Annotated in this window: 20 protein-coding genes, 1 riboswitch and 1 other annotated feature; of the genes, 6 read left to right on the top strand and 14 right to left on the bottom strand. The window is 37.7% G+C overall.

Annotated features, from left to right (window positions below):
- Positions 1-54: 54 nt before the first annotated feature.
- Together leuS and IGK70_RS02715 are read right to left on the bottom strand one after the other, a co-directional pair.
- Positions 55-2,469 carry a leucine--tRNA ligase gene (leuS, locus tag IGK70_RS02720; protein ID WP_010713856.1) on the bottom strand — a complete coding sequence of 805 codons (2,415 nt, stop codon included), beginning with the start codon at positions 2,467-2,469 and terminating at the stop codon, positions 55-57.
- Between the two features lie 120 nt (positions 2,470-2,589).
- Positions 2,590-2,822: a binding site (T-box leader), on the bottom strand.
- A gap of 50 nt (positions 2,823-2,872) precedes the next feature.
- Positions 2,873-5,086, bottom strand: coding sequence for an autolysin (locus IGK70_RS02715; protein ID WP_010717777.1), 2,214 nt, complete (start codon positions 5,084-5,086; stop codon positions 2,873-2,875).
- Between the two features lie 316 nt (positions 5,087-5,402).
- Between IGK70_RS02715 and IGK70_RS02710 the strand changes: the two genes are divergently transcribed.
- The 5 genes from IGK70_RS02710 (at position 5,403) to IGK70_RS02690 (ending at position 9,455) form a co-directional block, all read left to right on the top strand.
- Positions 5,403-6,062, top strand: coding sequence for a DUF1700 domain-containing protein (locus tag IGK70_RS02710; RefSeq protein WP_010710778.1), 660 nt, complete (start codon positions 5,403-5,405; stop codon positions 6,060-6,062).
- A complete protein-coding gene (locus tag IGK70_RS02705; protein WP_438775160.1) occupies positions 6,062-7,087 on the top strand; it encodes a DUF4097 family beta strand repeat-containing protein in 1,026 nt (341 codons plus the stop codon). The genes IGK70_RS02710 and IGK70_RS02705 overlap by 1 nt, the downstream gene beginning before the upstream one ends.
- A gap of 170 nt (positions 7,088-7,257) precedes the next feature.
- The gene (locus tag IGK70_RS02700) at positions 7,258-7,908 is read left to right on the top strand and encodes a phosphatase PAP2 family protein (RefSeq protein WP_002394236.1); all 651 of its coding nucleotides are present in this window, start codon (positions 7,258-7,260) and stop codon (positions 7,906-7,908) included.
- 15 nt (positions 7,909-7,923) lie between these two features.
- Positions 7,924-8,892: a TIGR01212 family radical SAM protein gene (locus tag IGK70_RS02695; RefSeq protein WP_002355668.1), complete on the top strand. Its 969-nt coding sequence runs from the start codon at positions 7,924-7,926 to the stop codon at positions 8,890-8,892.
- Positions 8,892-9,455 carry a class I SAM-dependent methyltransferase gene (locus IGK70_RS02690; protein WP_002368069.1) on the top strand — a complete coding sequence of 188 codons (564 nt, stop codon included), beginning with the start codon at positions 8,892-8,894 and terminating at the stop codon, positions 9,453-9,455. Before IGK70_RS02695 ends, IGK70_RS02690 begins: the two co-directional genes overlap by 1 nt.
- A gap of 56 nt (positions 9,456-9,511) precedes the next feature.
- Here the strand turns inward: IGK70_RS02690 and IGK70_RS02685 are convergent, their stop codons facing one another.
- The 6 genes from IGK70_RS02685 to erfC all read right to left on the bottom strand — a co-directional run bounded on the left by IGK70_RS02685 (position 9,512) and on the right by erfC (position 15,900).
- The gene (locus tag IGK70_RS02685) at positions 9,512-10,180 is read right to left on the bottom strand and encodes an ABC transporter ATP-binding protein (RefSeq protein WP_104855995.1); all 669 of its coding nucleotides are present in this window, start codon (positions 10,178-10,180) and stop codon (positions 9,512-9,514) included.
- A gap of 4 nt (positions 10,181-10,184) precedes the next feature.
- A complete protein-coding gene (locus tag IGK70_RS02680) occupies positions 10,185-11,264 on the bottom strand; it encodes an ABC transporter permease (protein WP_002355665.1) in 1,080 nt (359 codons plus the stop codon).
- A gap of 138 nt (positions 11,265-11,402) precedes the next feature.
- Complete coding sequence (locus IGK70_RS02675; RefSeq protein WP_002355664.1) at positions 11,403-12,008, bottom strand: TetR/AcrR family transcriptional regulator; 606 nt, start codon at positions 12,006-12,008, stop codon at positions 11,403-11,405.
- Between the two features lie 62 nt (positions 12,009-12,070).
- The gene (locus tag IGK70_RS02670; RefSeq protein ID WP_224798916.1) at positions 12,071-12,250 is read right to left on the bottom strand and encodes a hypothetical protein; all 180 of its coding nucleotides are present in this window, start codon (positions 12,248-12,250) and stop codon (positions 12,071-12,073) included.
- A gap of 165 nt (positions 12,251-12,415) precedes the next feature.
- Positions 12,416-14,185: a multidrug ABC transporter ATP-binding protein/permease ErfD gene (gene erfD, locus IGK70_RS02665; RefSeq protein WP_002358756.1), complete on the bottom strand. Its 1,770-nt coding sequence runs from the start codon at positions 14,183-14,185 to the stop codon at positions 12,416-12,418.
- Positions 14,185-15,900, bottom strand: a complete 1,716-nt coding sequence (erfC, locus tag IGK70_RS02660) for a multidrug ABC transporter ATP-binding protein/permease ErfC (RefSeq protein ID WP_002355662.1) — start codon at positions 15,898-15,900, stop codon at positions 14,185-14,187. The genes erfD and erfC overlap by 1 nt, the downstream gene beginning before the upstream one ends.
- A gap of 253 nt (positions 15,901-16,153) precedes the next feature.
- Here erfC and IGK70_RS02655 point away from each other — a divergent pair, with 253 nt between their 5' ends.
- Entirely contained in the window at positions 16,154-16,816 is a 663-nt protein-coding gene (locus IGK70_RS02655) for a TetR/AcrR family transcriptional regulator (protein WP_010712038.1), read from the top strand.
- Positions 16,817-16,896: 80 nt separating this feature from the next.
- On the opposite strand, the gene IGK70_RS02650 is transcribed toward IGK70_RS02655, so the two are convergent.
- From IGK70_RS02650 to IGK70_RS02625, 6 genes are all read right to left on the bottom strand, one after another.
- Complete coding sequence (locus tag IGK70_RS02650; protein WP_104855824.1) at positions 16,897-17,688, bottom strand: alpha/beta hydrolase; 792 nt, start codon at positions 17,686-17,688, stop codon at positions 16,897-16,899.
- Positions 17,689-17,726: 38 nt separating this feature from the next.
- Positions 17,727-19,193, bottom strand: coding sequence for an MDR family MFS transporter (locus IGK70_RS02645; protein WP_002407996.1), 1,467 nt, complete (start codon positions 19,191-19,193; stop codon positions 17,727-17,729).
- A 170-nt stretch (positions 19,194-19,363) separates the two neighbouring features.
- A complete protein-coding gene (gene metK, locus IGK70_RS02640) occupies positions 19,364-20,548 on the bottom strand; it encodes a methionine adenosyltransferase (RefSeq protein WP_002376004.1) in 1,185 nt (394 codons plus the stop codon).
- Positions 20,546-20,641, bottom strand: a riboswitch (SMK box riboswitch). Its footprint overlaps the gene before it by 3 nt.
- Before the next feature lie 75 nt (positions 20,642-20,716).
- The gene (locus tag IGK70_RS02635) at positions 20,717-21,409 is read right to left on the bottom strand and encodes a hypothetical protein (RefSeq protein WP_104855825.1); all 693 of its coding nucleotides are present in this window, start codon (positions 21,407-21,409) and stop codon (positions 20,717-20,719) included.
- Positions 21,402-21,674, bottom strand: a complete 273-nt coding sequence (locus IGK70_RS02630; RefSeq protein WP_010827191.1) for a hypothetical protein — start codon at positions 21,672-21,674, stop codon at positions 21,402-21,404. The genes IGK70_RS02635 and IGK70_RS02630 overlap by 8 nt, the downstream gene beginning before the upstream one ends.
- On the bottom strand, positions 21,652-21,921 hold the full coding sequence (locus IGK70_RS02625) for an ATP-binding cassette domain-containing protein (protein ID WP_259276317.1): 270 nt from the start codon (positions 21,919-21,921) through the stop codon (positions 21,652-21,654). The genes IGK70_RS02630 and IGK70_RS02625 overlap by 23 nt, the downstream gene beginning before the upstream one ends.
- Positions 21,922-22,108: the final 187 nt, after the last annotated feature.

Below are 22,108 nucleotides of genomic sequence, written 5' to 3'. Positions count from 1 at the left end.
AAGAGCCAGACGTTTTGATACGTCCGGCTCTTTTTTTAATAAAAACATGTAAACTTAATTTGCAACAATATTTACTAATTTATCTGGAACAGCAATCACTTTGCGCACTGTTTTTCCTTCAATAAATTCTTTAACAGCTTCATGGTTCATTGCAATTTGTTCTAATTCTTCTTTACTTAACCCACGAGCGACATTTTGTTTGCCACGTAATTTTCCGTTCACTTGGAAAACTACTTCCACTTCATCTTCTACTAAGGCCGCTTCATCATAGGTTGGCCAAGGGACATAAGTTAAACTTTCCTCGTTACCTAAAATTTGCCATAGTTCTTCACCAATATGTGGCGCGATTGGTGCAAGTAATTGGACAAATCCTTCCACATATTCATAAGGTAAGGCATCCACTTTATTGGCTTCATTCACAAAAACCATTAATTGAGAAATCGCTGTATTAAAGTGCAAGTTTGCCATATCTTCTGTCACTTTTTTAACCGTTTGATGATAAATTTTCGTTAAACGGCCATCATTAATTGTGGTAATTCGGTCACGCATTTTGCCTTCTTCATCAACAATCAGACGCCAAACGCGATCTAAGAATTTACGACTTCCTTCTAAGCCATTTTCATTCCAAGCAATGGAAGCATCTAATGGGCCCATGAACATTTCATAAAGACGTAATGTATCCGCACCATATTTAGCCACCACATCATCGGGATTTACAACATTGCCACGTGATTTAGACATTTTTTCATTGTTTTCTCCTAAAATCATACCTTGGTTGTATAATTTTTGGAAAGGTTCTTTGGTAGGAACCACGCCAATATCATATAAGAATTTATGCCAAAAACGAGCATAAAGTAAATGCAGCACCGCATGTTCGGCACCACCAATATAGATATCAACTGGTAACCAACGTTTTAATTTTTCAAAATCAGCAATTTCATTTTTATTATGAGGATCAATGAATCGTAAGTAATACCAAGAGCTTCCAGCCCATTGTGGCATAGTATTCGTTTCACGTTTTCCCTTCATGCCAGTTTCAGGGTCGACGACATTGACCCATTCATCAATGTTTGCTAATGGCGATTCCCCAGTTCCACTTGGGCGAATATCCGATGTTACTGGTAAACGTAGAGGTAACTCAGATTCAGGAACCGTTGTGGTTGTTCCATCTTCCCAATGGATCACAGGAATTGGTTCACCCCAGTAGCGTTGACGAGAGAATAACCAGTCACGTAAACGATAAGATACTTCTTTTTTCCCTACGTGATTTTCTTCTAGCCACTCATTCATTTTAGCGATGGCTTCTGCTTTGTTTAATCCATTTAAGAAATCAGAATTGATATGCGGTCCATCCCCTGTATAGGCTTCTGTTGTAATGTCGCCACCTGCGATTACTGGTAGGATATCAATGCCAAATGTTTTCGCAAATTCGTAATCCCGTTCATCATGCGCTGGGACCGCCATGATTGCGCCTGTGCCATAGCTTGCTAAAACATAATCGCCAATCCAAATTGGAATTTCTTGGCCATTGACTGGATTTATAGCATACGCACCTGTGAAAACACCTGTTTTTTCTTTTGCTAAATCCGTTCTATTTAAATCAGATTTTTTTGAGGTTTCTTCAATATATGCTTCTACAGCTGCTGTTTGTTCAGGTGTCGTAATTTTTTTCACTAGTTCTAGTTCAGGAGCTAGAACAGTATAGGTTGCACCAAACAAGGTATCAGGACGGGTTGTAAACACCGTGAAACTTTCTTCTGTGCCAGCGACTTTAAAGGTCACATTGGCTCCTTCAGAACGTCCAATCCAATTTCGTTGCATATCTTTAATACTTTCTGGCCAATCAACAAGCTCTAAATCTTCTAATAAGCGATCTGCATAAGCAGTAATTTTCAGCATCCATTGACGCATTGGTCGGCGAACCACATCATAACCGCCACGTTCACTTTTTCCATCAATGACTTCTTCATTTGAAATAACAGTTCCTAGTTCAGGTACCCAGTTAACCGCAACTTCTGCTTCATAAGCTAACCCTTTTTCATATAATTTTGTAAATATCCATTGTGTCCATTTATAATATTCGGGATCAGTGGTATTAATTTCGCGATTCCAATCATAGCTGAATCCTAATGAATTAATTTGGCGACGGAATGTTTCGATATTTTTCTTAGTAAATTCAGCTGGGTCATTTCCTGTATCTAACGCATATTGCTCTGCTGGCAAACCAAACGCATCCCAGCCCATTGGATGCAACACATTATAGCCTTGCGCACGTTTCATACGTGAAAGAATATCGGTTGCTGTATAGCCTTCCGGGTGACCTACGTGTAAGCCTTGTCCAGATGGATAGGGAAACATATCTAGTGCATAAAATTTTTCTTTATTTGGGTCGTCCAATGTATTGAAACAATTGTTCTTAGCCCAATATTTTTGCCATTTTTTCTCAATCTCTTTGTGATTGTAGCTCATGTTATTCCTCCTAGTAATATAAAATTTTTCATTCTTAAAATTTGCCACCTGCAGCCATTGTCACTATTCTGACTTAAACTAGCCACTTAGTGATAAAAAAAAGTCCTATAGGAAAAATTCCTATAGGACGTGAACATACAAATGCAACGTGGTACCACCTAAATTCGTCAAAGAAACGGTTATTCACCGTCACCTTAACCTCAAACGTCTTAACGATCGTCACCGACTTTTCCTACTTGGTTTGTTCAAAAAAGTAACTTAAAGGCGAGTTCAAAAGCTTCTGTACGTATTTCCACCAGCCATACGCTCTCTATCACATGGTTCTTTCTACTATTCCTTCTCATTGTTTTTTTCTATTATAAGACTCATGTTACCAAAGATAGCTATTTTTTTCAATCTTAAATTAACCAACTTTTAAAGTTTGACCAATATAAATTGTATCCCCGCTTAAGCCATTTAATTGTTTGATTTTTTGGATGCTGATTCCGTATTGCATTGATAAGCCCCAAAGTGAATCACCGCTTTTAACTGTATGGCGTTTGCCTGATGCACTATTTGTTGAAGAAGCATTGCCACCTGCAGAAGCGCCTTTTTTCACGATGATTGTTTGACCAGCAAAAATTAAATCGCCTTTGATCCCGTTCCATGAACGTAGATTAGCAACACTCACGCCAAACTGTGCAGAAATTTTATTCAGCGTATCACCTGATTTAATCGTGTAGGATGTTGTCGCACCGCCACCATTATTCGTAGGCTTGTTCGTATTCGTTGAACCTGAGTTGGCACCTTTTTTCACGATAATCTTTTGACCAGCAAAAATCAAACTACCGCTGATGTTATTCCAGGCTTGTAAGTTAGCCACACTAACACCGAATTGTGCAGAAATTTTGTTCAAGGTATCGCCTGATTTAATTGTGTAGTACGTATTCGTTCCTGATTGATTATTGTTAGAACCACCATTGCTTGAGCCACCGGTGTTACCTGAAGTACCTTTTTTCACAATAATTTTTTGACCAGCGAAGATTAAATCGCCAGAAATGCCATTCCATGAGCGTAAATTAGCAACACTCACGCCATATTGGGCGGCAATTTTGTTCAAGGTATCGCCTGATTTAATTGTGTAGTACGTATTCGTTCCTGATTGATTATTGTTAGAGCCACCGTTGTTTGAGCCACCAGTGTTACCTGAAGCACCTTTTTTCACGATGAGTTTTTGACCAACGAAAATTAAATCGCCAGAGATGCCGTTCCATGAGCGTAAATTAGCAACGCTCACACCATATTGCGCGGCAATTTTATTCAAGGTATCCCCTGATTTTACAGTATAGTACGTATTCGTTCCTGATTGATTATTGTTAGAACCACCGTTGCCTGAGCCACCAGTGTTACCTGAAGCACCTTTTTTCACGATGAGCTTTTGACCAACGAAAATTAAATCGCCAGAGATGCCGTTCCATGAGCGTAAATTAGCAACGCTCACACCATATTGCGCGGCAATTTTATTCAAGGTATCTCCTGATTTTACAGTATAGTACGTGTTCGTTCCTGATTGATTGTTTGAGCCGCCTGTTCCTGGATTAACTGTTCCGCCCCCAGTATTTCCACCAGAAGATGGTGTATCATATTGAGTTAAGTTATATGCGGTAATGACATTATTTAATTTAGCATTGTAGCTAGGATCTGTCGCATAACGACCTGTTAACCAAGCAGTTGCATCGCGGTACGAACTTGTATTGCTTTTCCAAGCCCCAGCATAATAGTAAACGCCCGCTTGGAAAGAAGTTGTTTTTAGCACGTGCGCATTATCTTGGAATGATTCCATGTAAGAAGGATATTTACGGAAAGGTTCTTTTTTCACTAACCATTTGCCGTTTAAATATTCCCATGTATCCATATAGACAGATTGTCCATTGTAGCTGCCTTTAATCCCAAATAAGTTATAGTTTGGTGCCTTAGATAGCGTACTTGCTCCCCAACCACTTTCAACGATTGCTTGAGCCATCATCACTGATGCATATAAATCATTGGCTTGCGCAATAGGTTGTGCACAACGAGCTAACTCGGCAATAAATTCTGAAGGACTTTGCGTCGGTGATAACGCTGAAAAAGTTTGCGCAGAAGCTACTCTAGCTTCTGGTACTTTTACTTCATCATCGGGTGTAACCGCAGGCGCTGCTTCAGACTCGGTTGCTGAAGGAGCTACTGGCGTAATTTCTGCTACTGAAGAATCAGTCGTTCCTGATTCCACAGGTGTAGTTGAATCAGCTGTTGGTTGCTCGGTACTTGGTGTTGTTGGTGTTTCTTTTGATGATTCAGTTGTCGATTCAGTCGTTGTTGACGAATCCGTTGTCGGTTGTTCCGTAGTTCCTGGCGTAGTTTCTGTTGTTGGTGTCTCTACTAAGCCAGTTTCCGTAGTAGGTGCTTGGGCAACTTCCGCATTTGTTGGCTGCTCTTCTGTTGCCTCAGCAGTCACTGGTAGTAACGCAACGGGCGTTCCTACAGATGAAACAATTAACGCCGAGCTGAATAAAGTAGTGCTCTTCTTCCATTGTACTGGCGTTTTCTTTCTTTGTTGTGCTTTCCTTCTTTCGATACGTGACATTGATTCTTTCTTCATTGATACGTCCCCAACTTTCCTTTTTTAACTTATATGTAAATGTAATTTTTTAGTTTTGTTATTATAACAAGTATACCTTTTTTTCTGGCGAATTAAAAACACTTCAACAAAATTTCATATTACTGTAACTAGATTGTAAAGAAGTAATGTTTTTTAACATGGATTTCCTCTCTTGTTACTACTCGGAAAAAAACTGCGACTTTAGTTGTAGATGCTTCTTTACCTTAGTCTGATTTTTTTAATTCCTCTTGTTATTCGCCCAAAAAGAAATTATAGTTTAAGATGAGAAATGAATCGTGTAGAAAGAGGGAGCGGAATGAATAAAGAACATTTTATTATTGAGCTGAAAATTTATTTAAAAGCGTTAAATCCAAAAGATCAAGCTATTATTCTTGCGAAATACAAGGCGTTATTTGATGCTCGTGTTGCGGAAGGCGAAACAGAAGAACAAGTGGCAAAATCATTGGGGAAACCACGGGTTATCGCAGAAGAAATTTTAAAAGAACAAGGCATTGAATTGACGGAACGAAAAATTGAAAATAATGGCTGGCAAGAAATTCCAGCGGCTACACCTGCTTATGATCATCCCTATGAAGAAGAATCTGAATTTTACTATGATAATGATTCTCCATACTATCAACGACCACAGCATCGGCCACTAACCCGATTTTTCCAAGTGCTTGGTATTTTCTGTTTAAATTTTTTCTTCATGTTTTGGGTTATTTTAGGGATTGCCTTAATGTACGTCGGTTGTGGCATTGCCGGAGCTGCAACTTTATTTTCACCAATTTATGGTATTTATATTGTTATTACCCAGGCAAATGCCGCTTCCTTTTTCCAATTATCTATGAGTCTCTTTTTATTTGGTGCATCAATCATTGGTTGGTTACTGTTTCTACCAATTTTAAAATTTTCAGCACATGTCTTTAAGCGTTATTTCCAATGGAACATTGCTGTTTTACGAGGTGATATCTAATGAAAAAAACAACAGGGATTCTCTTATCCATTGCTGTCTTAGCGATGCTAATTGGTGGATCTGGCGCCGTCTATTATTACAAGCAAGCGGAAAAATCAGTCACACCGCTAAAAGAAAGTTATACACTAAAAAATAAACAAGCAGGCGAAGAACTTCACTTATCCTTAAAAGGCAAAGGCCCTTATACCATTTATAAAACTGATAGTAACAAAATGGGATTACGATCACCGAATAATGCCTTTTATTCAAAAGCTGAAGGCACCTTAAATGTCAAAGAAGAAAAAAATAAAATAACAGCAACCATCAATACCACTCGCACACAAAACCAACCCGAATTGTCATTCTTTAATATTGGTATTTTTAGTGACTTCACACCGAACGTGAGTGTCCAGATTCCTAATAATGTGAAAAAGTTAGTAATTGATGGCTCAACCCATTCACCAGTTTCATTGAATGCTTTTAACGTAGACGAATTAACAACTAATCTACCAAATTCTTATGTTAGTCTATCGGGTGTTAAAGCCAAAAAAATGACGCTTAACTCTTCAGATGGTATCTACCTTTCAGCGGATACTTCCGCTAAAACAGCAACAGTTGAAACCACTGACGGCGATATAACGTTGGATTCAGCCTATTTCGATGAAATCAAAAATACGACTATTTCTGGTGATATTCGAGTGCAAAATGCTCGCGGAAACATCCAAGTAACAACGACAGATGGCGATATTAGCGTCTGTGATTTCAAAGGAGAAGCTAACTTTTCAAGTGAAAATGGTGATTTTTCTTTAGACATGCCTGCTGTGCCTAAAAAATTAACTGTCGCTCTTGTCCATGGAGACATTTATGTAAATTCTGGAGAAATTTTGCGTAACATTTCAATCAAAGGTGAATCAAAATTAGGCGATGTTCAACTTTTAAACAAAGAGCGAACATCTTATAAGAATGGTCGTGCGGATACAGAGTTTAACCTTTCTAGCGAATTCGGCGATATTACCGTTGATACTCCTGATGATGATAATCAATAAACATGTGCCATTTAAAACATCTGTTCTGGCACCACAATGAGAGATTGTGGTGCCAGAACTTTTTTAATATCTGTATCCCCTCCAATCAGGCAATGAAATTATCTTTTAATTTTTTACCCTTTTGATGGTATAATACGGATTGTTGCGATTAAATTTTGAAAGGATTTTTTATGAAAAACAAACTTTATTATCAATTTGCAGGTAGTTGTTTTCTTTTAGTATTTATGTTTTTAGGCTATGTTGTTCGTTTTTATCCAACCTGGCTCAGAGGCTTTGATCAAACGATTACTTCTTTTGTTCGTCGTCCTTTTCCACAGCTAAATAACTTTTTTATTTGGTACACCAAATTTGCCAATTCATTGACGATTATCATCTTAGCGATCGTTGTCATTGCTCTATTTATTGTTTGGAAATATTATGCTGAAGCATTATGGCTCTTTATTAATACTGCCTTAATTGCTGGCGTAGGTAATTCTTTATTAAAATTATTCTTTATGCGCCAACGTCCTACTTTGGAGCATTTAGTAACTGAACATACGTATAGTTTTCCTAGCGGACATGCTGTAGGAAGTACCTTGTTCTACGGCACTATTTTATTGATTCTGCCAATTTTCATTAAAAATAAAACGGTCCGCCTTTGTGTGCAAATTTTACTAGGTATTGGGATTTTCATGATTGGGGTTAGTCGAATCTATTTAGGTGTCCATTTCCCTAGCGATATCTTAGGTGGTTTTTGTCTTGGTTTAGCTTGGTTGTTATTAAGTTACCCTATTTATTTAGAAAAACGCTTTGTTTGGCGATTTCAAAGCAAACAACGCTAGAAAGAAGTCTTGATTATGCAAATTTTTCCTTATTCAGATGATCCAAATAAACGCTATCACACTTGGAACTATGCACTTCGTCAACAGTTTGGTGAAAAGATTTTTAAAGTGCCAATTGATGGTGGCTTTGATTGCCCCAATCGTGATGGGACAGTTGCCAAAGGTGGTTGTACGTTCTGTAGTGTTTCTGGCTCAGGCGACATGATTGTTGCACCTAGCGATCCCCTGCCGCTTCAATTTCAAAAAGAAATCCAATTGATGCATCAAAAATGGCCAACTGTCGATCAATACATTGTTTACTTCCAAAATTTCACCAATACACATGCGCCCGTTGACGTTATTCGTCATCGGTTTGAACAAGTAGTCAATGAAAAAGGTGTCGTTGGTTTATCCATTGGTACCCGTCCTGATTGTTTGCCTGATGAGGTAGTGAACTATTTAGCCGAATTAAATGAACGCTTTTATTTATGGGTAGAGTTGGGTTTGCAAACCACGTTTGAGGAAACTAGCGCTGCCATTAATCGTGCTCATGATTATCAAACATATCTAGATGGTGTGGCTAAATTACGGAAACACGGGATTCGGGTCTGTACACATTTAATTAACGGGCTACCTGGGGAAACACCTGCCATGATGCGCGAAAATGTGCGGCGAACTATTCAGGATTCAGATATCCAAGGGATTAAACTGCACTTACTTCATTTAATGACAAATACCAAAATGATGCGAGATTATAATGAAGGACGCTTACAATTGATGAGCAAAGAAGCCTATGTTTCAGTGATTTGTGATCAGTTAGAAATGATTCCACCCGAAATTGTTATTCATCGCTTGACAGGCGATGCTCCCTTTGAAACAATTATCGGACCGATGTGGAGCTTGAAAAAATGGGAAGTTCTCAATGCGATTGATGCGGAAATGAAACGCCGCAACAGTTATCAAGGAAAATATACTGTCATTTCAGGAAAGGAAGTTTTCAATTAATGCTACAAACAGCCCTACATTTTAGTCACCAACTTTTAAAAGAAGTGGTGGAACCTGGCGACTTCGTCATTGATGCAACAATGGGAAATGGTCATGATACAGCATTCTTAGCAGAGCTGGTTGGCCCTTCTGGTGAAGTTTTCGCCTTTGATATCCAAAAAGAAGCGTTGATCAATACAGAACAAAAGTTAACAGAACTTAATTTACTCCCACAAACTACGTTATTTCCATTAGGACATGAACATCTTCATGCTGTCCTAGATGAAGAAACAGAAATCACTGCCGCTATTTTTAACTTAGGCTATTTACCTAAAAGTAATAAGGAAATTATTACAAAACCCACTACGACTAAACAGGCGTTAGATGGGTTACTGCCTCATTTGGTAAAAGGAAGTCGCATTATTTTAGTCGTTTATTATGGCCACGAAGGTGGTTCAGAGGAACTTGATTTGGTCACGAATTACACGCAAGCCTTACCACAAGATGTTTACAGTGTCTTACGTTATGAGTTTATTAATCAAAAAAATCAGCCACCTGTTCTTTTCTGTATTGAAAAGAAATAAGAGAACATGATCGGATTGCTCCAGCAATCCGATCATGTTCTCTTTTATTTGTTTTGTTACTCTGTCAATTCACCATCACGAATACGAACCACTCGATCACAGTATTTCAACAAACGCTCATCATGTGTCACCATGATAATCCCTTTATCTTTCTCTTTGGCCTCTTTCGCTAGTAATTGGACAACATCAAACGCCTTTTCTGTATCTAAACTAGCCGTTGGTTCATCTGCCAAAATTACGTCTGGCTCATGATACAATGCACACGCAATGGCTACCCGTTGTCTTTCCCCACCAGAGAGATCACGAGGATAACTATTTCGTAATTCTTTTAAACCCAACGTCTCTAACAATTGCTCTTTTAATTCACTATTTTTACGTGACTTATCAACTTTTTCAATTAAGTGAAATTGATCTTCCACTGTTAAAAATGGCACCAAATTAGAGCTTTGTAAAATAAAGCCGATTTTTTGAAAACGTTGCGCCAAACGTTGCTTTTTCGTTAACTTATTTAGTAATCGCCCGCCAACAATGACTTCACCACTTGTCGGTGCCTGTAAACCAGCTGCAATCGTTAAAAAGGTACTTTTACCAGAACCAGAAGGACCAATTACTGCGACAAATTCACCTGGCTGAACCGCAAAAGATAATTCTTTTAACGCGATCACTTCTGTATGTTTTTCACCATATTTTTTATAAATATTTTTCATTTCTAAAACATTTGCCATGTCTCTAACCTCCAATCGCGATTAACGGATCAATTTTAGCAATCGTTCGAATTGAAAATGCCCCGCCAATTAATGCAGATAAAATCAATAGTACACTAAACAAAATCATGCGTGGTCCATTAGTTGCATAAGGCATCGCTTCTGGTAAAAAGAGCACGGTAATTCCCGTTAAAGCAAGACCAATCGCCACTCCTAGAACAGCCAATAAAGCGGTTTGTAGCATGACTGCCTTTGCTAAGAAACTAGTCGGCACCCCTTGAACTTTTAAGACACCGAACATTGCTGTTTTCTGTAAAGTCATCACAAAGATAAAAATACCGATAATGAACGCTGCAATCACAATCAAGAAATAAATCATGCCATCCAAGGTCAAGTTTTGAGCGCTGTATCCTGGCAGTTTTTCAATAAAATCTGAAATTGAAAGAACTTGGCTGTCTTTATTAGTCGTTTTAACTTCCGCGTTGTCCTTGCTGCGAACAATGAAACCATTAACCATTTTGGCCATTGCTGGATTGTCACCATATTTAATTGACCGCCAAGTATCCAGAGAAGTGTAAATAACTGGCACAATGTTATAGCTACTTTTAGAAATAAAGCCGACAATTTCTAATTGCTCATCATATTTCCCTGCAGTTAATTTGTCGCCAATTTTAAATCCTTGATTTTTCAATGTTTCTGAAGCAATCACTTGATTTTTATCAGTAAATGCGTTTCCTTCAATCACTTTTGGCATTAAAAAACTTTCTTTTTCAATCCCAAATAAGCTAACATTCGTTAATTCAGCCTTTTTATCATCTGCTGGGCGGATGGCTAAAGATTGTTGACCAATCGGTGCAATTTTGCCTCCTGAAATCGTTTCTTTCACGTTTTCATCTAACACTGATACATTTAAATTACTATTGGCCTCTTTTGATAAAACCACTTGATTCGCTTGCCATTGATCTACGGCTAAACGATTTCCTTGAGCTAAACCGTTCGCTAAACCTGACAAAATAAAAATTAACCAAGCAATCAAGACCATTACTAAGACTACAAGTACGTACCGTCCTTTTGAATACTTCATTTCATTAAATCCTAAAAACATGAATGGTTCACCTCTTTCTTCTTTTCGAAATAAACTATATCACTTATCAATCGATAAATCAATAATTATTTATCGATTGATAAGTGAATTTTACAAAAAAATAGAGAAGTCTGTTTTTCAACAGGGCTTCTCTATTTTTTATTTGTGACTTTTCAAAACGCCATGTAGCATAAATTGAATAAATTTTTTGACATCGTCATCCACTGTTTTTCGCTGGTACGTTTTTTCAATACTTAATAATGCACTAACGTTATATAAAATAAACCGAGTTGCATCATCTACACTGATGCCCTCTTGTAAGCAATTGGTTTCAGGTTCACTTTCAAAAATAGCCGCAATATTATTGATATAGGTTTTTTTGAAAATTTGATACAGCGTACGATTGTAATCAGGGCCCATTTCTTGAAACATATCGTTCAACATTAAGAAAAGATTGGTCGGATGTTCATCTAACAAAACTTTGATTAATTGATAAAGTTTTTCTTCTACTGATGCATTTCCAGAAACAATTGGGACTAATTCTTCCTGAACACGGGACGTTAATTCTTCAATCACAGCTAAATACAGTTCTTTTTTATTTTTAAAATGGTGATAGAGATTCGGTTGGGTAATGTTCGCTTTTAAAGCAATTTCACGAGTGGAGGTATTTTTGAACCCCTTTGTCATGAATAATTCAGAAGCGACAGACAAAATAATTTGCCGTGTACGTTCTAAATCAGCTTTGCGTTTATTTGGCTTTTCCATGGTTTTCTCGCCCCCTGCTGCTTTTTATTTTAGCATATTCTCCGACAAGAAACGAGAGACCTTTATACAAAAAACGAAAAATATACAATCAATGTGCCTGCTATTTGGAGAAGAACCGCGCAATAATACCACCGCTGCAAATGTATCAGCCAGCCTTTTTCGCCCCCAAGATAAATCAACCACTGCAGTCCAGATAAAAAACTATTAGCCAACAACCAAAAAGCAGCGCCGATTTTATCCATCGATTCTCTCTGAATACACTCAGTACAAATAAAGTATTTAGCACCAAAAACGTGCGCCGTAATTGCCGCACATTCCTCATTTTTCCATTGATATTTCTCCTTTTTCTATTTAGCATAGCAAAAAAAGAAGCAAATGAGAATGACTCATTTTGCTTCTTTTTCGACTTATTCAAAAACAAATTGATTTTTATAAAGTTCCGCATAGAATCCATCTTGTTCAACTAGTTCATGGTGGTTGCCTTCTTCAATGACTTCACCGTCTCGTAAAACAATAATCCGATCCGCATTTAGAATCGTTTTCAAACGATGGGCAATCACAAAACTGGTGCGCCCTTTAATTGCTTCGTCCATCGCTTTTTGGATTTTGGCTTCTGTTACTGTATCAACATTACTTGTTGCTTCATCCAAAATTAATAATTCTGGATTGGTAATAATCGTTCGTGCAATACTTACTAATTGCTTTTGCCCCGTACTGAAAAGGTTATTCTCTTCCGTAATCTCAGTATCGTAGCCTTGCTCAAGATTTACAATAAATTCATGGATATTCGCTTGTTTCGCTGCTTGAACAATTTCTTCATCCGTGGCCTCTGGCTTACCAAACGCAATATTCTCACGAATTGTTCCTGAAAATAGAACGGACTCTTGCAAAACAATGCCTACATGTGAACGCAAGCTATCTAAATCCATTTCACGAATGTCCACACCATCAAACGTCACGGCGCCTTCATTCACATCATAAAAGCGATTCATTAAATTCATAATCGTTGTTTTTCCTGAGCCTGTCGGTCCGACTAAAGCGACCATTTCACCTTTATCCACATGAATAGAAACATCTTTCAACACAGGCGTTTCTGGATTATAGCCAAAAACAACATGATTTAAAGCCACAGCTTTGTTAATCTCTTCTAATTTTTCGCCATTTTCGGGACGAATTTCATCTGGTTCATCAAACATCTCATTTAAACGACGAGCGCCTGTAACAGCTAATTGAATCATGCTATAACCTGAAGAAATTTGCATTAATGGTTGATAATATTGTTGAGAATATTGGACAAACATAACGACTAAACCTAACGCAGCGGCACGATCAACAGAGCCATTGATTGCTAACCAACCACCAAAGAAAATAACAATTGCCGTATTGACTAATGACATTCCTTGCATCATTGGGAAAAGTAATCCTGAATACACTTGACCTTTATACGTAGCTGCACGAACTTTTTCATTTTGCTCTAAAAAGCCGTCAATGGTTTCTTCTTGTAAACCATTGGTGATAATCACACGTTGCCCACTAATTTTTTCATCCATATAGCCATTTAATTTACCCACTTCATCTTGCTGTAAATCGACATATTTGCGCGCCTTGCTAATCACAAAGACCGCAATTAAAATCGCAATTGGCGTAGAAGCAATTGTAGCCCATGCCAGTTCCACATTTTGACGGAACATCATGATTAAGACACCAACCAATAAGGCAATATTGGTTAATACTTGTAGCAACGCTTGGTTTAAGCTGTTTTGGATGTTGTCTAAATCACTAGTAAAACGACTTAAAATTTCACCATCTTGATGAGAATCAAAGAAACGAATCGTCAATTTTTCTAGTTTGTTAAACAAACCAATCCGCATGCGGTTTGTCGATTTCCCCACGACTTGTGTAAAGAGAATGCTATAAATGAAACTAGCGGCACTAGTTAAGACATAAAAAATGAGTAGTTTCCAAATGACAGAAACGAACGCACTTTTATCGTCTTTTCCTTGCATCACATTAACCGCATATTTCGCTAATTCCTGAATAGCTTCCCCAACGAATTGCGGCGCTTTGACTTGTAAATAAGTCGCTGCGAAAATTGCTAAGAAAATAAAGAGGAAAGAAACTTTGTAACGTTTTAAATAATGATAGAAAAATTTACTAGCTTTTATTAAATCAGTCATTAAGCTTCCTCCTTTCCTTTTTGAGTTTCGTAAATTTCTTGATACACTGGGTTCGTAGCTGCTAATTCTTCATGCGTGCCTTCCCCGACTAAACGTCCATTATCCAATACTAAAATACGATCTGCATGGACAACAGAAGAAATTTTTTGGGCAATAACGATCGTGGTAGTCTCTTTTAACTCTTTATCCAACGCTTCTCGGACTAACCGCTCCGAACGAGCATCCAACGCGCTGGTGCTATCATCTAAAATCAAAATTTTAGGCTCACCAATCACACCTCTTGTAATTGATAACCGTTGTTTTTGTCCACCAGAAAAGTTATTACTCCGTTCTTCGACGGGTGCATCATAACCTTCTGCTAATTTTTCAATAAATTCCTTGGCTTGGGCGATGCCTGAAGCCCGTTCCATGTCCGCTTCAGAAGCGTCACGTTTACCATGGCGTAGATTTTGCGCAATCGTTCCAGAGAACAGGATTGCTTTTTGCAACACAAAGGAAACTGTTTTTCGTAAACTGTGTTCGTTCACTTCTCGTAAATCGACACCACCAACTTCAATCTTTCCTTCTGTCGGATCAAATAAACGTGGAATTAATTGTGCCAATGTAGATTTACCAGCGCCAGTTGCGCCCACAATCCCAATCATTTCACCTGGCTGAATAGAGAAAGAGATGTCTTTCAAGGTATCTTCTTCATCCCCAGGATAACGGAAAGATACGTGATCAAACTCAACACTACCAATTAACTCTTGTTCTGGGACTTTTTTGTAGGTAACATCTGGTTCTGTTTCCATCACTTCTTTAATCCGCTTAATGGAAACAGCGGCACGAGAAGTCATCATCATCATCATTCCGCCGATAATAATCGCCATCATGATTTGCATTAAATAGTTCATAAAGGAAGCGACACCACCGATTAAAGTTGGATCATCCTTGACTAAGTTACTCACAAAGAAAATCGAGCCTACAACAGCTAAGTTCGCCACCAACATAAACGCTGGAATCATCACAGCAAATAAGCTACCTACGATTAAGTTATGGGTGGTTAATTCTTCACTCACTTTTGTAAAACGTGACAATTGATTTTTTTCTTGAACAAATGATTTGACGACACGAATGCCTAACAAATTTTCTTTTGCGATACCATTAATCTTATCAATCAAGTTTTGAATAATCATGAAATGCTTGCCCATTTGCGAAAAGGACAGCATAGAAATCAAAATAACTGCGATGACAAGTGCAACAATCACCCACCATAGTTGTGGCAAGGTTAGCATCGCTAAAATAAAACTCCCGATAAATAAAAAAGGAATTCTAAAAAGTGTCTGCAACGCAATCATAATGACATTTTGAATTTGAGTAACGTCATTTGTTAAACGAACAACTAAGTTACCTGCTGAAAATTTTTCGATATTGCCAAATGAAAAGGTTTGGATTTTGCGGAAAGTTGCTTCACGAATGTCAGCACTGACACCTTGGGCAACTTTGGCAGAAAAAATTGTATTAATAACCCCTGCAACGAGCCCTAATCCTGCAATGGCAATTAATTGAATCCCTAAGTTTTTCATTTTGTCGCTATCGTCATTCATAATTGCTTCCAACACTTGTTGTAACAATTTTGGTTGCCAAAGTGCTGAGACAACCATTACGATCACCGCCAACAAGGCAATAACTACCGAGCCTTTGTATTTTTTGGCGTGTTGAATAATAAGGTCCATCTTATCCCTACTTTCTTAAAATAGTTCCCTGCTTCTTCAGTGTTGGTCTGCGAATTCTTCCCCATTACAAAAAAATCAATTTGCTCATTGACTTCACCAATTTAACACTGTAAAATAAGGCCGATTCATAATTTACCATTTTTAGTGGTAAAATACAAGCGAACAAGTTAATTTTTCACAAGTTTTTCCTATCATAAAGTGTACCTTCTTTTTGATAAACTTACGAAGATAACGTTTAATAGGAGCTAAAATCATGGAACCGAAATTATCAAAAGACACGATTATTGCAGCCGCATTTTCTTTGTTAAAAAAAAGTCCCACTTTAGAACAACTTTCTATGCGTAAAGTCGCCAAACAGCTTGGTGTACAGGCGCCCGCAATTTATTGGTATTTTAAAAATAAGCAAGCCTTACTTCAAAGTATGGCTGAAGCGATTGAAGAGCACTTTCAAGAACCTGCATTATGTGGTGAATGGTATTCTGACTTACTGGCCTTCATGGAAAACTATTATGATCTCTATCAACAATTTCCCTGTGCCGTAGCTATCGAAATCCAAACCGTCCCTGCCTATCCCCAACGATTACGTCATTTGAATCAAATGATGGGCATTTTAAGAGAAGCAGGTTTTTCACCAGAAATGACTCATTTAGCAGTAACGTCTTTACAACATCTTTTATTTGGGATGATTATGGACGCAACGGAGGAAAAACAGCTCGTTTCGCAAGTATTGAACGGAGATGACTATTTAAAAGAACAAGTGCTGCACATGAAACAATATGTCTCCGACAATGAGTTAACGTACATGGAGGAAAGCATTCAATTTCGACACTCCATCCACCAAAAATCCGCCTTTATTCAAGCCGTTAAAACCTACTTAGATGGGTTGCAAGCAGACAATACATCTTCATCTAAATAAAAAAAGCCCTTGGTCCGTCAGTCATTTCGACTGACGGACCAAGGGTTAATTTTTAAAATAAATCTTGAAAATTACTTTCTCTATTTTGGTATTGGTAGCCAAGCCAAGGCTTTTTGAATCCATTCATCCCAGAACACCCAGTCATGTTCTCCTGGTCCAGTTTCAAAAGTGTAACTTGCCTGTGCCTGTTCCAATGCTTGAGCCATCTGTTGATTAGCAGAAAGTAACATATCTTGCTCCCCACAACAAAGGTAAAATTGAGGCATTTCTGTTTGGCTTTCTACTAATTGTTGTAATAAATACAGCGGATCGTGAATGGAACCTTCAATTTGATCTAACGGGCCAAAAATACCTTCCCAATAGCTTCGATTACGGACTTTTAATAATTCCCCAAAACTAGTGGATGATAAACTGACTGCCCCAGACAAAGAAGCAACGGCTGCAAAAGATTCTGGTTTCGCTAATCCTAATTTCAAGGCGCCATAACCACCCATTGACAAACCAGCGGCAAAGGTTTTTTCTCGTTTTGTACTTAACTGTGGAAAGAGTTGATGACAAATTTTCGGTAATTCTTCTGAGATAAACGTCCAATAGTTCATATCGTATTGCGTGTCCGTATACCAAGCTAAATCCGTGGACGGCATAATGACAGCAATCCCCAAATTAGCGACATACCGCTCAATAGAGGTTCTGCGAGCCCAGACGCTGTGATTTCCTCCCATCCCATGTAATAAATACAACACGGGAATATCTGTCAATGCTGCTTGGGTACTTGTGCCCACTTTTTTTACCGTTTCTTGTGGTAAAATTACGTTCACATTCACTTCCATTTCCAATACATTTGAATAAATATTTGCTTGTAAAAAGGCCATCTACTTTTCCCTCCAATACTCTTTCTATTAGTGTACCACTAAACCTTCGCTCGTTGCGCTTTTGCAAAAATATTTAACAAAAGAGCGACAACAACTAAGCCCGCACCGACTAAGTAAACATTATGCAGACCTGCATAGAGGATACCGCGTAATGGTTTTAACAACGCAGCTGGAATTAAATTTGCAGTATGTGGATTCACTAATTGATTCATGACATCTGCATCGACGTTTAACGCGCTCGCTTCCAATTTCGCAAACATTCCTGCATTTAAAATCACACCAAAAATTGACACCATCACAGTCTGCCCAATTGTACGCACCAACGTATTAAACGATGTTGCAACCCCCATTTTTTCAGGATCCACTGTACTTTGTGCGGTCACCGTAGTCGTTGTGATAGTAATCCCAAAACCAACTCCTAAGACAGAAGACACTACAAAGAAAAGCCAAAACGGAACGGCCATTGGCATTACCACTAAAAAGATGGCCCCGACTAATAGAATCGATAACCCAATCGTTAAGACTTTTTTCATAGCATATTTTTCCATAAAGCTACTTGCTATAAATGATCCAGCCATCCAAAGTAACGACATAGGCGCTAAAACTAAGCCACCAATTCCTGCACTTTTTCCTAAGACACCTTGCATCCACATCGGAATGTAGACATCAATCCCCATTAAGAAACCGCTAATAAGCGCCGCAATAAGATTCACTAAAACAAACGTTGGTTGATTAAATAAATGCAAATCAATCACTGGGTCTTGCGCGCGTTTTTCTATCATCACAAACGCTACAAAAAAGAGCACACTCAAACTCAAACAACCAAATGTTACTAGTGTAAAACCATTATCGCTAATCATTTGAAAACCTAGCAATAACGTTAGCAGAACGGCCATCAAAGTAACGCTGCCCAAAATATCCATTGGCATCTTGGTCCGTTCCCGCTTTGGTTCAACTAAGAAAATACTAATCAAGCCCAATAAAACAAGTCCAATAGGAACATTAATGAAGAAAATCCAATGCCAACCGACTGTATCTACAATAAAACCACCTGCTAACGGACCAAAAATACTAGCAATTCCCCAGGCGGCACTGTTTAAACCTAAAATTTTCGCTCGCTTGTCCAATGAATACATATCGGCAATAATCGTTAATGCAACTGGTAAAATTGCACCTGCCCCCACACCTTGAATTGCGCGGGCAATAATTAAAGTCAACATATCTTGGGCAAAGCCACACAACGAGGAGCCCAAAATAAAAATGATAATGCCAATCATGAAGACAGGTTTACGACCAATTTTATCCGCAAGTTTCCCATAAATCGGTGTTAACATCGCATTCGTTAATAAATAAATTGAAAATACCCAGTTCATAATTTCCATGCCATGTAACGAGCCGACAATCGTTGGCATCGCAGTAGACACAATGGTCCCTTCAATGGCTGTCATAAATGTTGCCACAAAAACACTCACCGTGACTAACTTCACATTTGTTTCTTTTGCCATTTGTTCACATCCTTTTCTATTCAATTGTCAATTTTCTAAATTGCTCCATAGCTATTCTATACAAAAAAGAACAAAATGTCTTAAAAAAATACTTTTTCATAAAAAAATTATTGCAAAAAAAAACAAGAAGGCAGTCAGTACTTGGCTGCCTTCTTGTTTTTTTTATTTAATTATTCAGCTAAACTAGCTTTTAACGCTTCAACTTTATCTGTTTGTTCCCAAGGTAAATCAATGTCTGTTCGACCAAAATGACCATAAGCCGCAGTTTGTTTATAAATTGGGCGACGTAAATCTAGCATTTCAATAATACCTGCTGGACGTAAATCAAAGTTTTTACGAACTGCTTCGATTAATTTACTTTCTGGAAGAGCACTCGTACCAAACGTATTAATAGAAATAGACACTGGTTGCGCCACACCAATTGCATAAGCTAATTGGACTTCTACTTTTTTCGCCAAACCAGCAGCAACAATGTTTTTCGCGATATAACGCGCAGCATAACTAGCAGAGCGGTCAACTTTGGTTGCATCTTTTCCAGAAAAAGCACCGCCGCCATGACGAGCATAACCGCCATAAGTATCAACGATAATTTTACGACCAGTTAAGCCAGCATCTCCTTGAGGGCCACCGATTACAAAGCGACCAGTTGGGTTGATAAAGTATTTTGTTTCATCATCTAAAAGTTCATGAGGAATCACCTCATTGATTACTTGTTCTTTAATATCTTTTTCGATTTGTTCTAAGGTTGTTTCATCATCATGTTGTGTACTGATGACGATCGTATCCACACGTTGTGGTTGACCTTGATCATCATATTCCACTGTTACTTGAGATTTTGCATCAGGACGTAAGTAAGGTAAGACTTTTTCCTTCCGCAATTCTGCTAAACGGCGAACCAAACGATGACTTAACGCGATCGGTAATGGCATTAATTCTGGTGTTTCGTCAACGGCAAAACCAAACATTAAGCCTTGGTCACCAGCGCCAATATCGTCTTTTTCATCTTGATCACGCACTTCTAAGGCTGCGTCAACCCCTTGAGCGATATCAGGTGATTGCTCATCGATTGCTACAAGAACTGCGACAGTCTCTCCATCAAATCCATATTTTGCTCGTGTATAACCAATATCTTTCACAGTTTGACGAACAATTTTTTGGATATCTACATAAGCTGTTGTAGAAATTTCTCCAAATACTAGGACTAAACCAGTTGTTACGGATGTTTCACATGCCACGCGGGCCATCGGATCTTTCTCCAAAATCGCATCTAAAATTGCATCACTGACTTGGTCAGCTACCTTATCTGGATGTCCTTCTGAAACGGATTCTGATGTAAATAAATGTCTTTCTGTCATAATGTTATTCCCCCTAAATAGTTTCGGTTACAAGGCATCTTTAGTAAGTAACGACAATTACTTGCTAAATCCTTTCGGGAACTTGTAACAAAAACAGTATACCAGATATCTAAAAAAAAAGCTTAGGTTTTCAAGAAAATCATTAACCTATTATAAATTTCTATCACACTATTCAATAAAGAATAGCAAATTTTTAACTATCTTACTTGTTGCTATAGTCAGCAAAATACTACAACTTATTAAAAAAAGAAAATAAAGTAAAATCTTTACTAAAGAAAACTGTACATTGAATAAAATATAAGCACTTGCGAGAATGCCACCTAAAGTCAGCGAACAAAAAACAGAAAGATACTCTGCCACCTTTTTATCTTTGATAATTACCGAAAGCAATAGAACTAAACTTCCTAACAGGTAAGTAATAAAAGGTAAAGTAACTACGTTCTGTGGTGCCAATAGATAAAAATATGGACTCTTTTGGTTATTTAAAATAACAAGACTAATAAGTAGTTGAAACACTTGAAAAGGTACACTAATCATTACAGCAACCACTATTTTCCCAACAACTACCCTAGTTATACTGACAGAAGACAGAAGTAATAGAGGTAAGGTCATTTGCTTTTTTTCTTGAAGCATTGTACTCATGATAAACATAGCAGCAAAACTACCGGCCAAAGTAAAGCTGGAAAATAAGTTAGCTTCATTTGGCAAAACCATTCCTTCTGAACCGCCGCTTTTACTAATGAAAACTGTAAAAAAAATCAAATAAAGCATTAAACCGAAATATTTCCAAAGATGACTTTTTAATTCCAGAAACTCACGTTTAATCACTACTTGGATTTCATAAAAAAATTCTTTATTCATGGTGTTCACCTACTTTTTCCAAATAGATTTCTTCTAAATTGACTCCTATATTTGGCTCATTGAAGCAGACTTTTCCATTATTTAATATTAAAAAATTAGTACATATTTCTTCAACGAAAGCTAAATCATGACTATTAATTAAAATGATTTTTCCTGCTTCTTTTAAATGAATAATTAATTGTCGTAACTTCTTTTTCATTTCTGGATCTAAAGCATTCGTAGGTTCGTCAAAATAATAAGCTTCACTCTCTCTTAAAAAAAGCATTGCTAAAGCAACTCTTTTTTTTTAATCCCTGTGACAATTTATCTACACGTTTAAACTGATAGTCTATTAATCCAAATTCTTTTAACACTTGTTTCAATTTTTTTGACTTTTGTTTTTCCCCAGACAGCTCCAATTTAAAAAGTATATTTTCTCTGACTGTCAGTCGTTCATAGAAACCACCCATTTCCGGAAGATATTCTACTTTTTTTATATAATTATGTACTACCCCTTTGCGTGGTTTCAGCAAACCTAAAACTAAATAACTTAGTGTCGTTTTCCCCGCACCGTTGTGACCAAGAATCCCTCAACATTGTCCGTTTTCGATTTTCCAATTAATATCTTCCAAAACAAAATAATTTTTTTTGTAGAAAAAACTAATATCTTCAGCATAAATTCCACTGTTCTCACTCCGAATTTCTCTCATTACCTACCTC

Source organism: Enterococcus sp. DIV0358, assembly GCF_051713465.1.
Lineage (GTDB): Bacteria > Bacillota > Bacilli > Lactobacillales > Enterococcaceae > Enterococcus > Enterococcus faecalis.
Note: the sequence above shows the minus strand (reverse complement) of the source record. Positions and strands in the feature narration are given on the sequence as shown.

Excerpts from the sequence above, each read along its gene's own strand:
- IGK70_RS02680 (WP_002355665.1), bottom strand. The coding sequence starts at position 11,264 with ATGTTTTTAGGATTTAATGAAATGAAGTATTCAAAAGGACGGTACGTA.
- IGK70_RS02630 (WP_010827191.1), bottom strand. The coding sequence starts at position 21,674 with ATGCTTTTTTTAAGAGAGAGTGAAGCTTATTATTTTGACGAACCTACG.
- IGK70_RS02690 (WP_002368069.1), top strand. The coding sequence starts at position 8,892 with ATGCTACAAACAGCCCTACATTTTAGTCACCAACTTTTAAAAGAAGTG.
- IGK70_RS02710 (WP_010710778.1), top strand. The coding sequence starts at position 5,403 with ATGAATAAAGAACATTTTATTATTGAGCTGAAAATTTATTTAAAAGCG.
- IGK70_RS02695 (WP_002355668.1), top strand. The coding sequence starts at position 7,924 with ATGCAAATTTTTCCTTATTCAGATGATCCAAATAAACGCTATCACACT.
- IGK70_RS02645 (WP_002407996.1), bottom strand. The coding sequence starts at position 19,193 with ATGGCAAAAGAAACAAATGTGAAGTTAGTCACGGTGAGTGTTTTTGTG.
- IGK70_RS02635 (WP_104855825.1), bottom strand. The coding sequence starts at position 21,409 with ATGAATAAAGAATTTTTTTATGAAATCCAAGTAGTGATTAAACGTGAG.
- IGK70_RS02655 (WP_010712038.1), top strand. The coding sequence starts at position 16,154 with ATGGAACCGAAATTATCAAAAGACACGATTATTGCAGCCGCATTTTCT.
- IGK70_RS02705 (WP_438775160.1), top strand. The coding sequence starts at position 6,062 with ATGAAAAAAACAACAGGGATTCTCTTATCCATTGCTGTCTTAGCGATG.
- leuS (WP_010713856.1), bottom strand. The coding sequence starts at position 2,469 with ATGAGCTACAATCACAAAGAGATTGAGAAAAAATGGCAAAAATATTGG.
- IGK70_RS02675 (WP_002355664.1), bottom strand. The coding sequence starts at position 12,008 with ATGGAAAAGCCAAATAAACGCAAAGCTGATTTAGAACGTACACGGCAA.
- IGK70_RS02650 (WP_104855824.1), bottom strand. The coding sequence starts at position 17,688 with ATGGCCTTTTTACAAGCAAATATTTATTCAAATGTATTGGAAATGGAA.
- IGK70_RS02700 (WP_002394236.1), top strand. The coding sequence starts at position 7,258 with ATGAAAAACAAACTTTATTATCAATTTGCAGGTAGTTGTTTTCTTTTA.
- erfD (WP_002358756.1), bottom strand. The coding sequence starts at position 14,185 with ATGACTGATTTAATAAAAGCTAGTAAATTTTTCTATCATTATTTAAAA.
- erfC (WP_002355662.1), bottom strand. The coding sequence starts at position 15,900 with ATGGACCTTATTATTCAACACGCCAAAAAATACAAAGGCTCGGTAGTT.
- IGK70_RS02715 (WP_010717777.1), bottom strand. The coding sequence starts at position 5,086 with ATGAAGAAAGAATCAATGTCACGTATCGAAAGAAGGAAAGCACAACAA.
- IGK70_RS02685 (WP_104855995.1), bottom strand. The coding sequence starts at position 10,180 with ATGGCAAATGTTTTAGAAATGAAAAATATTTATAAAAAATATGGTGAA.
- metK (WP_002376004.1), bottom strand. The coding sequence starts at position 20,548 with ATGACAGAAAGACATTTATTTACATCAGAATCCGTTTCAGAAGGACAT.
- IGK70_RS02670 (WP_224798916.1), bottom strand. The coding sequence starts at position 12,250 with ATGGATAAAATCGGCGCTGCTTTTTGGTTGTTGGCTAATAGTTTTTTA.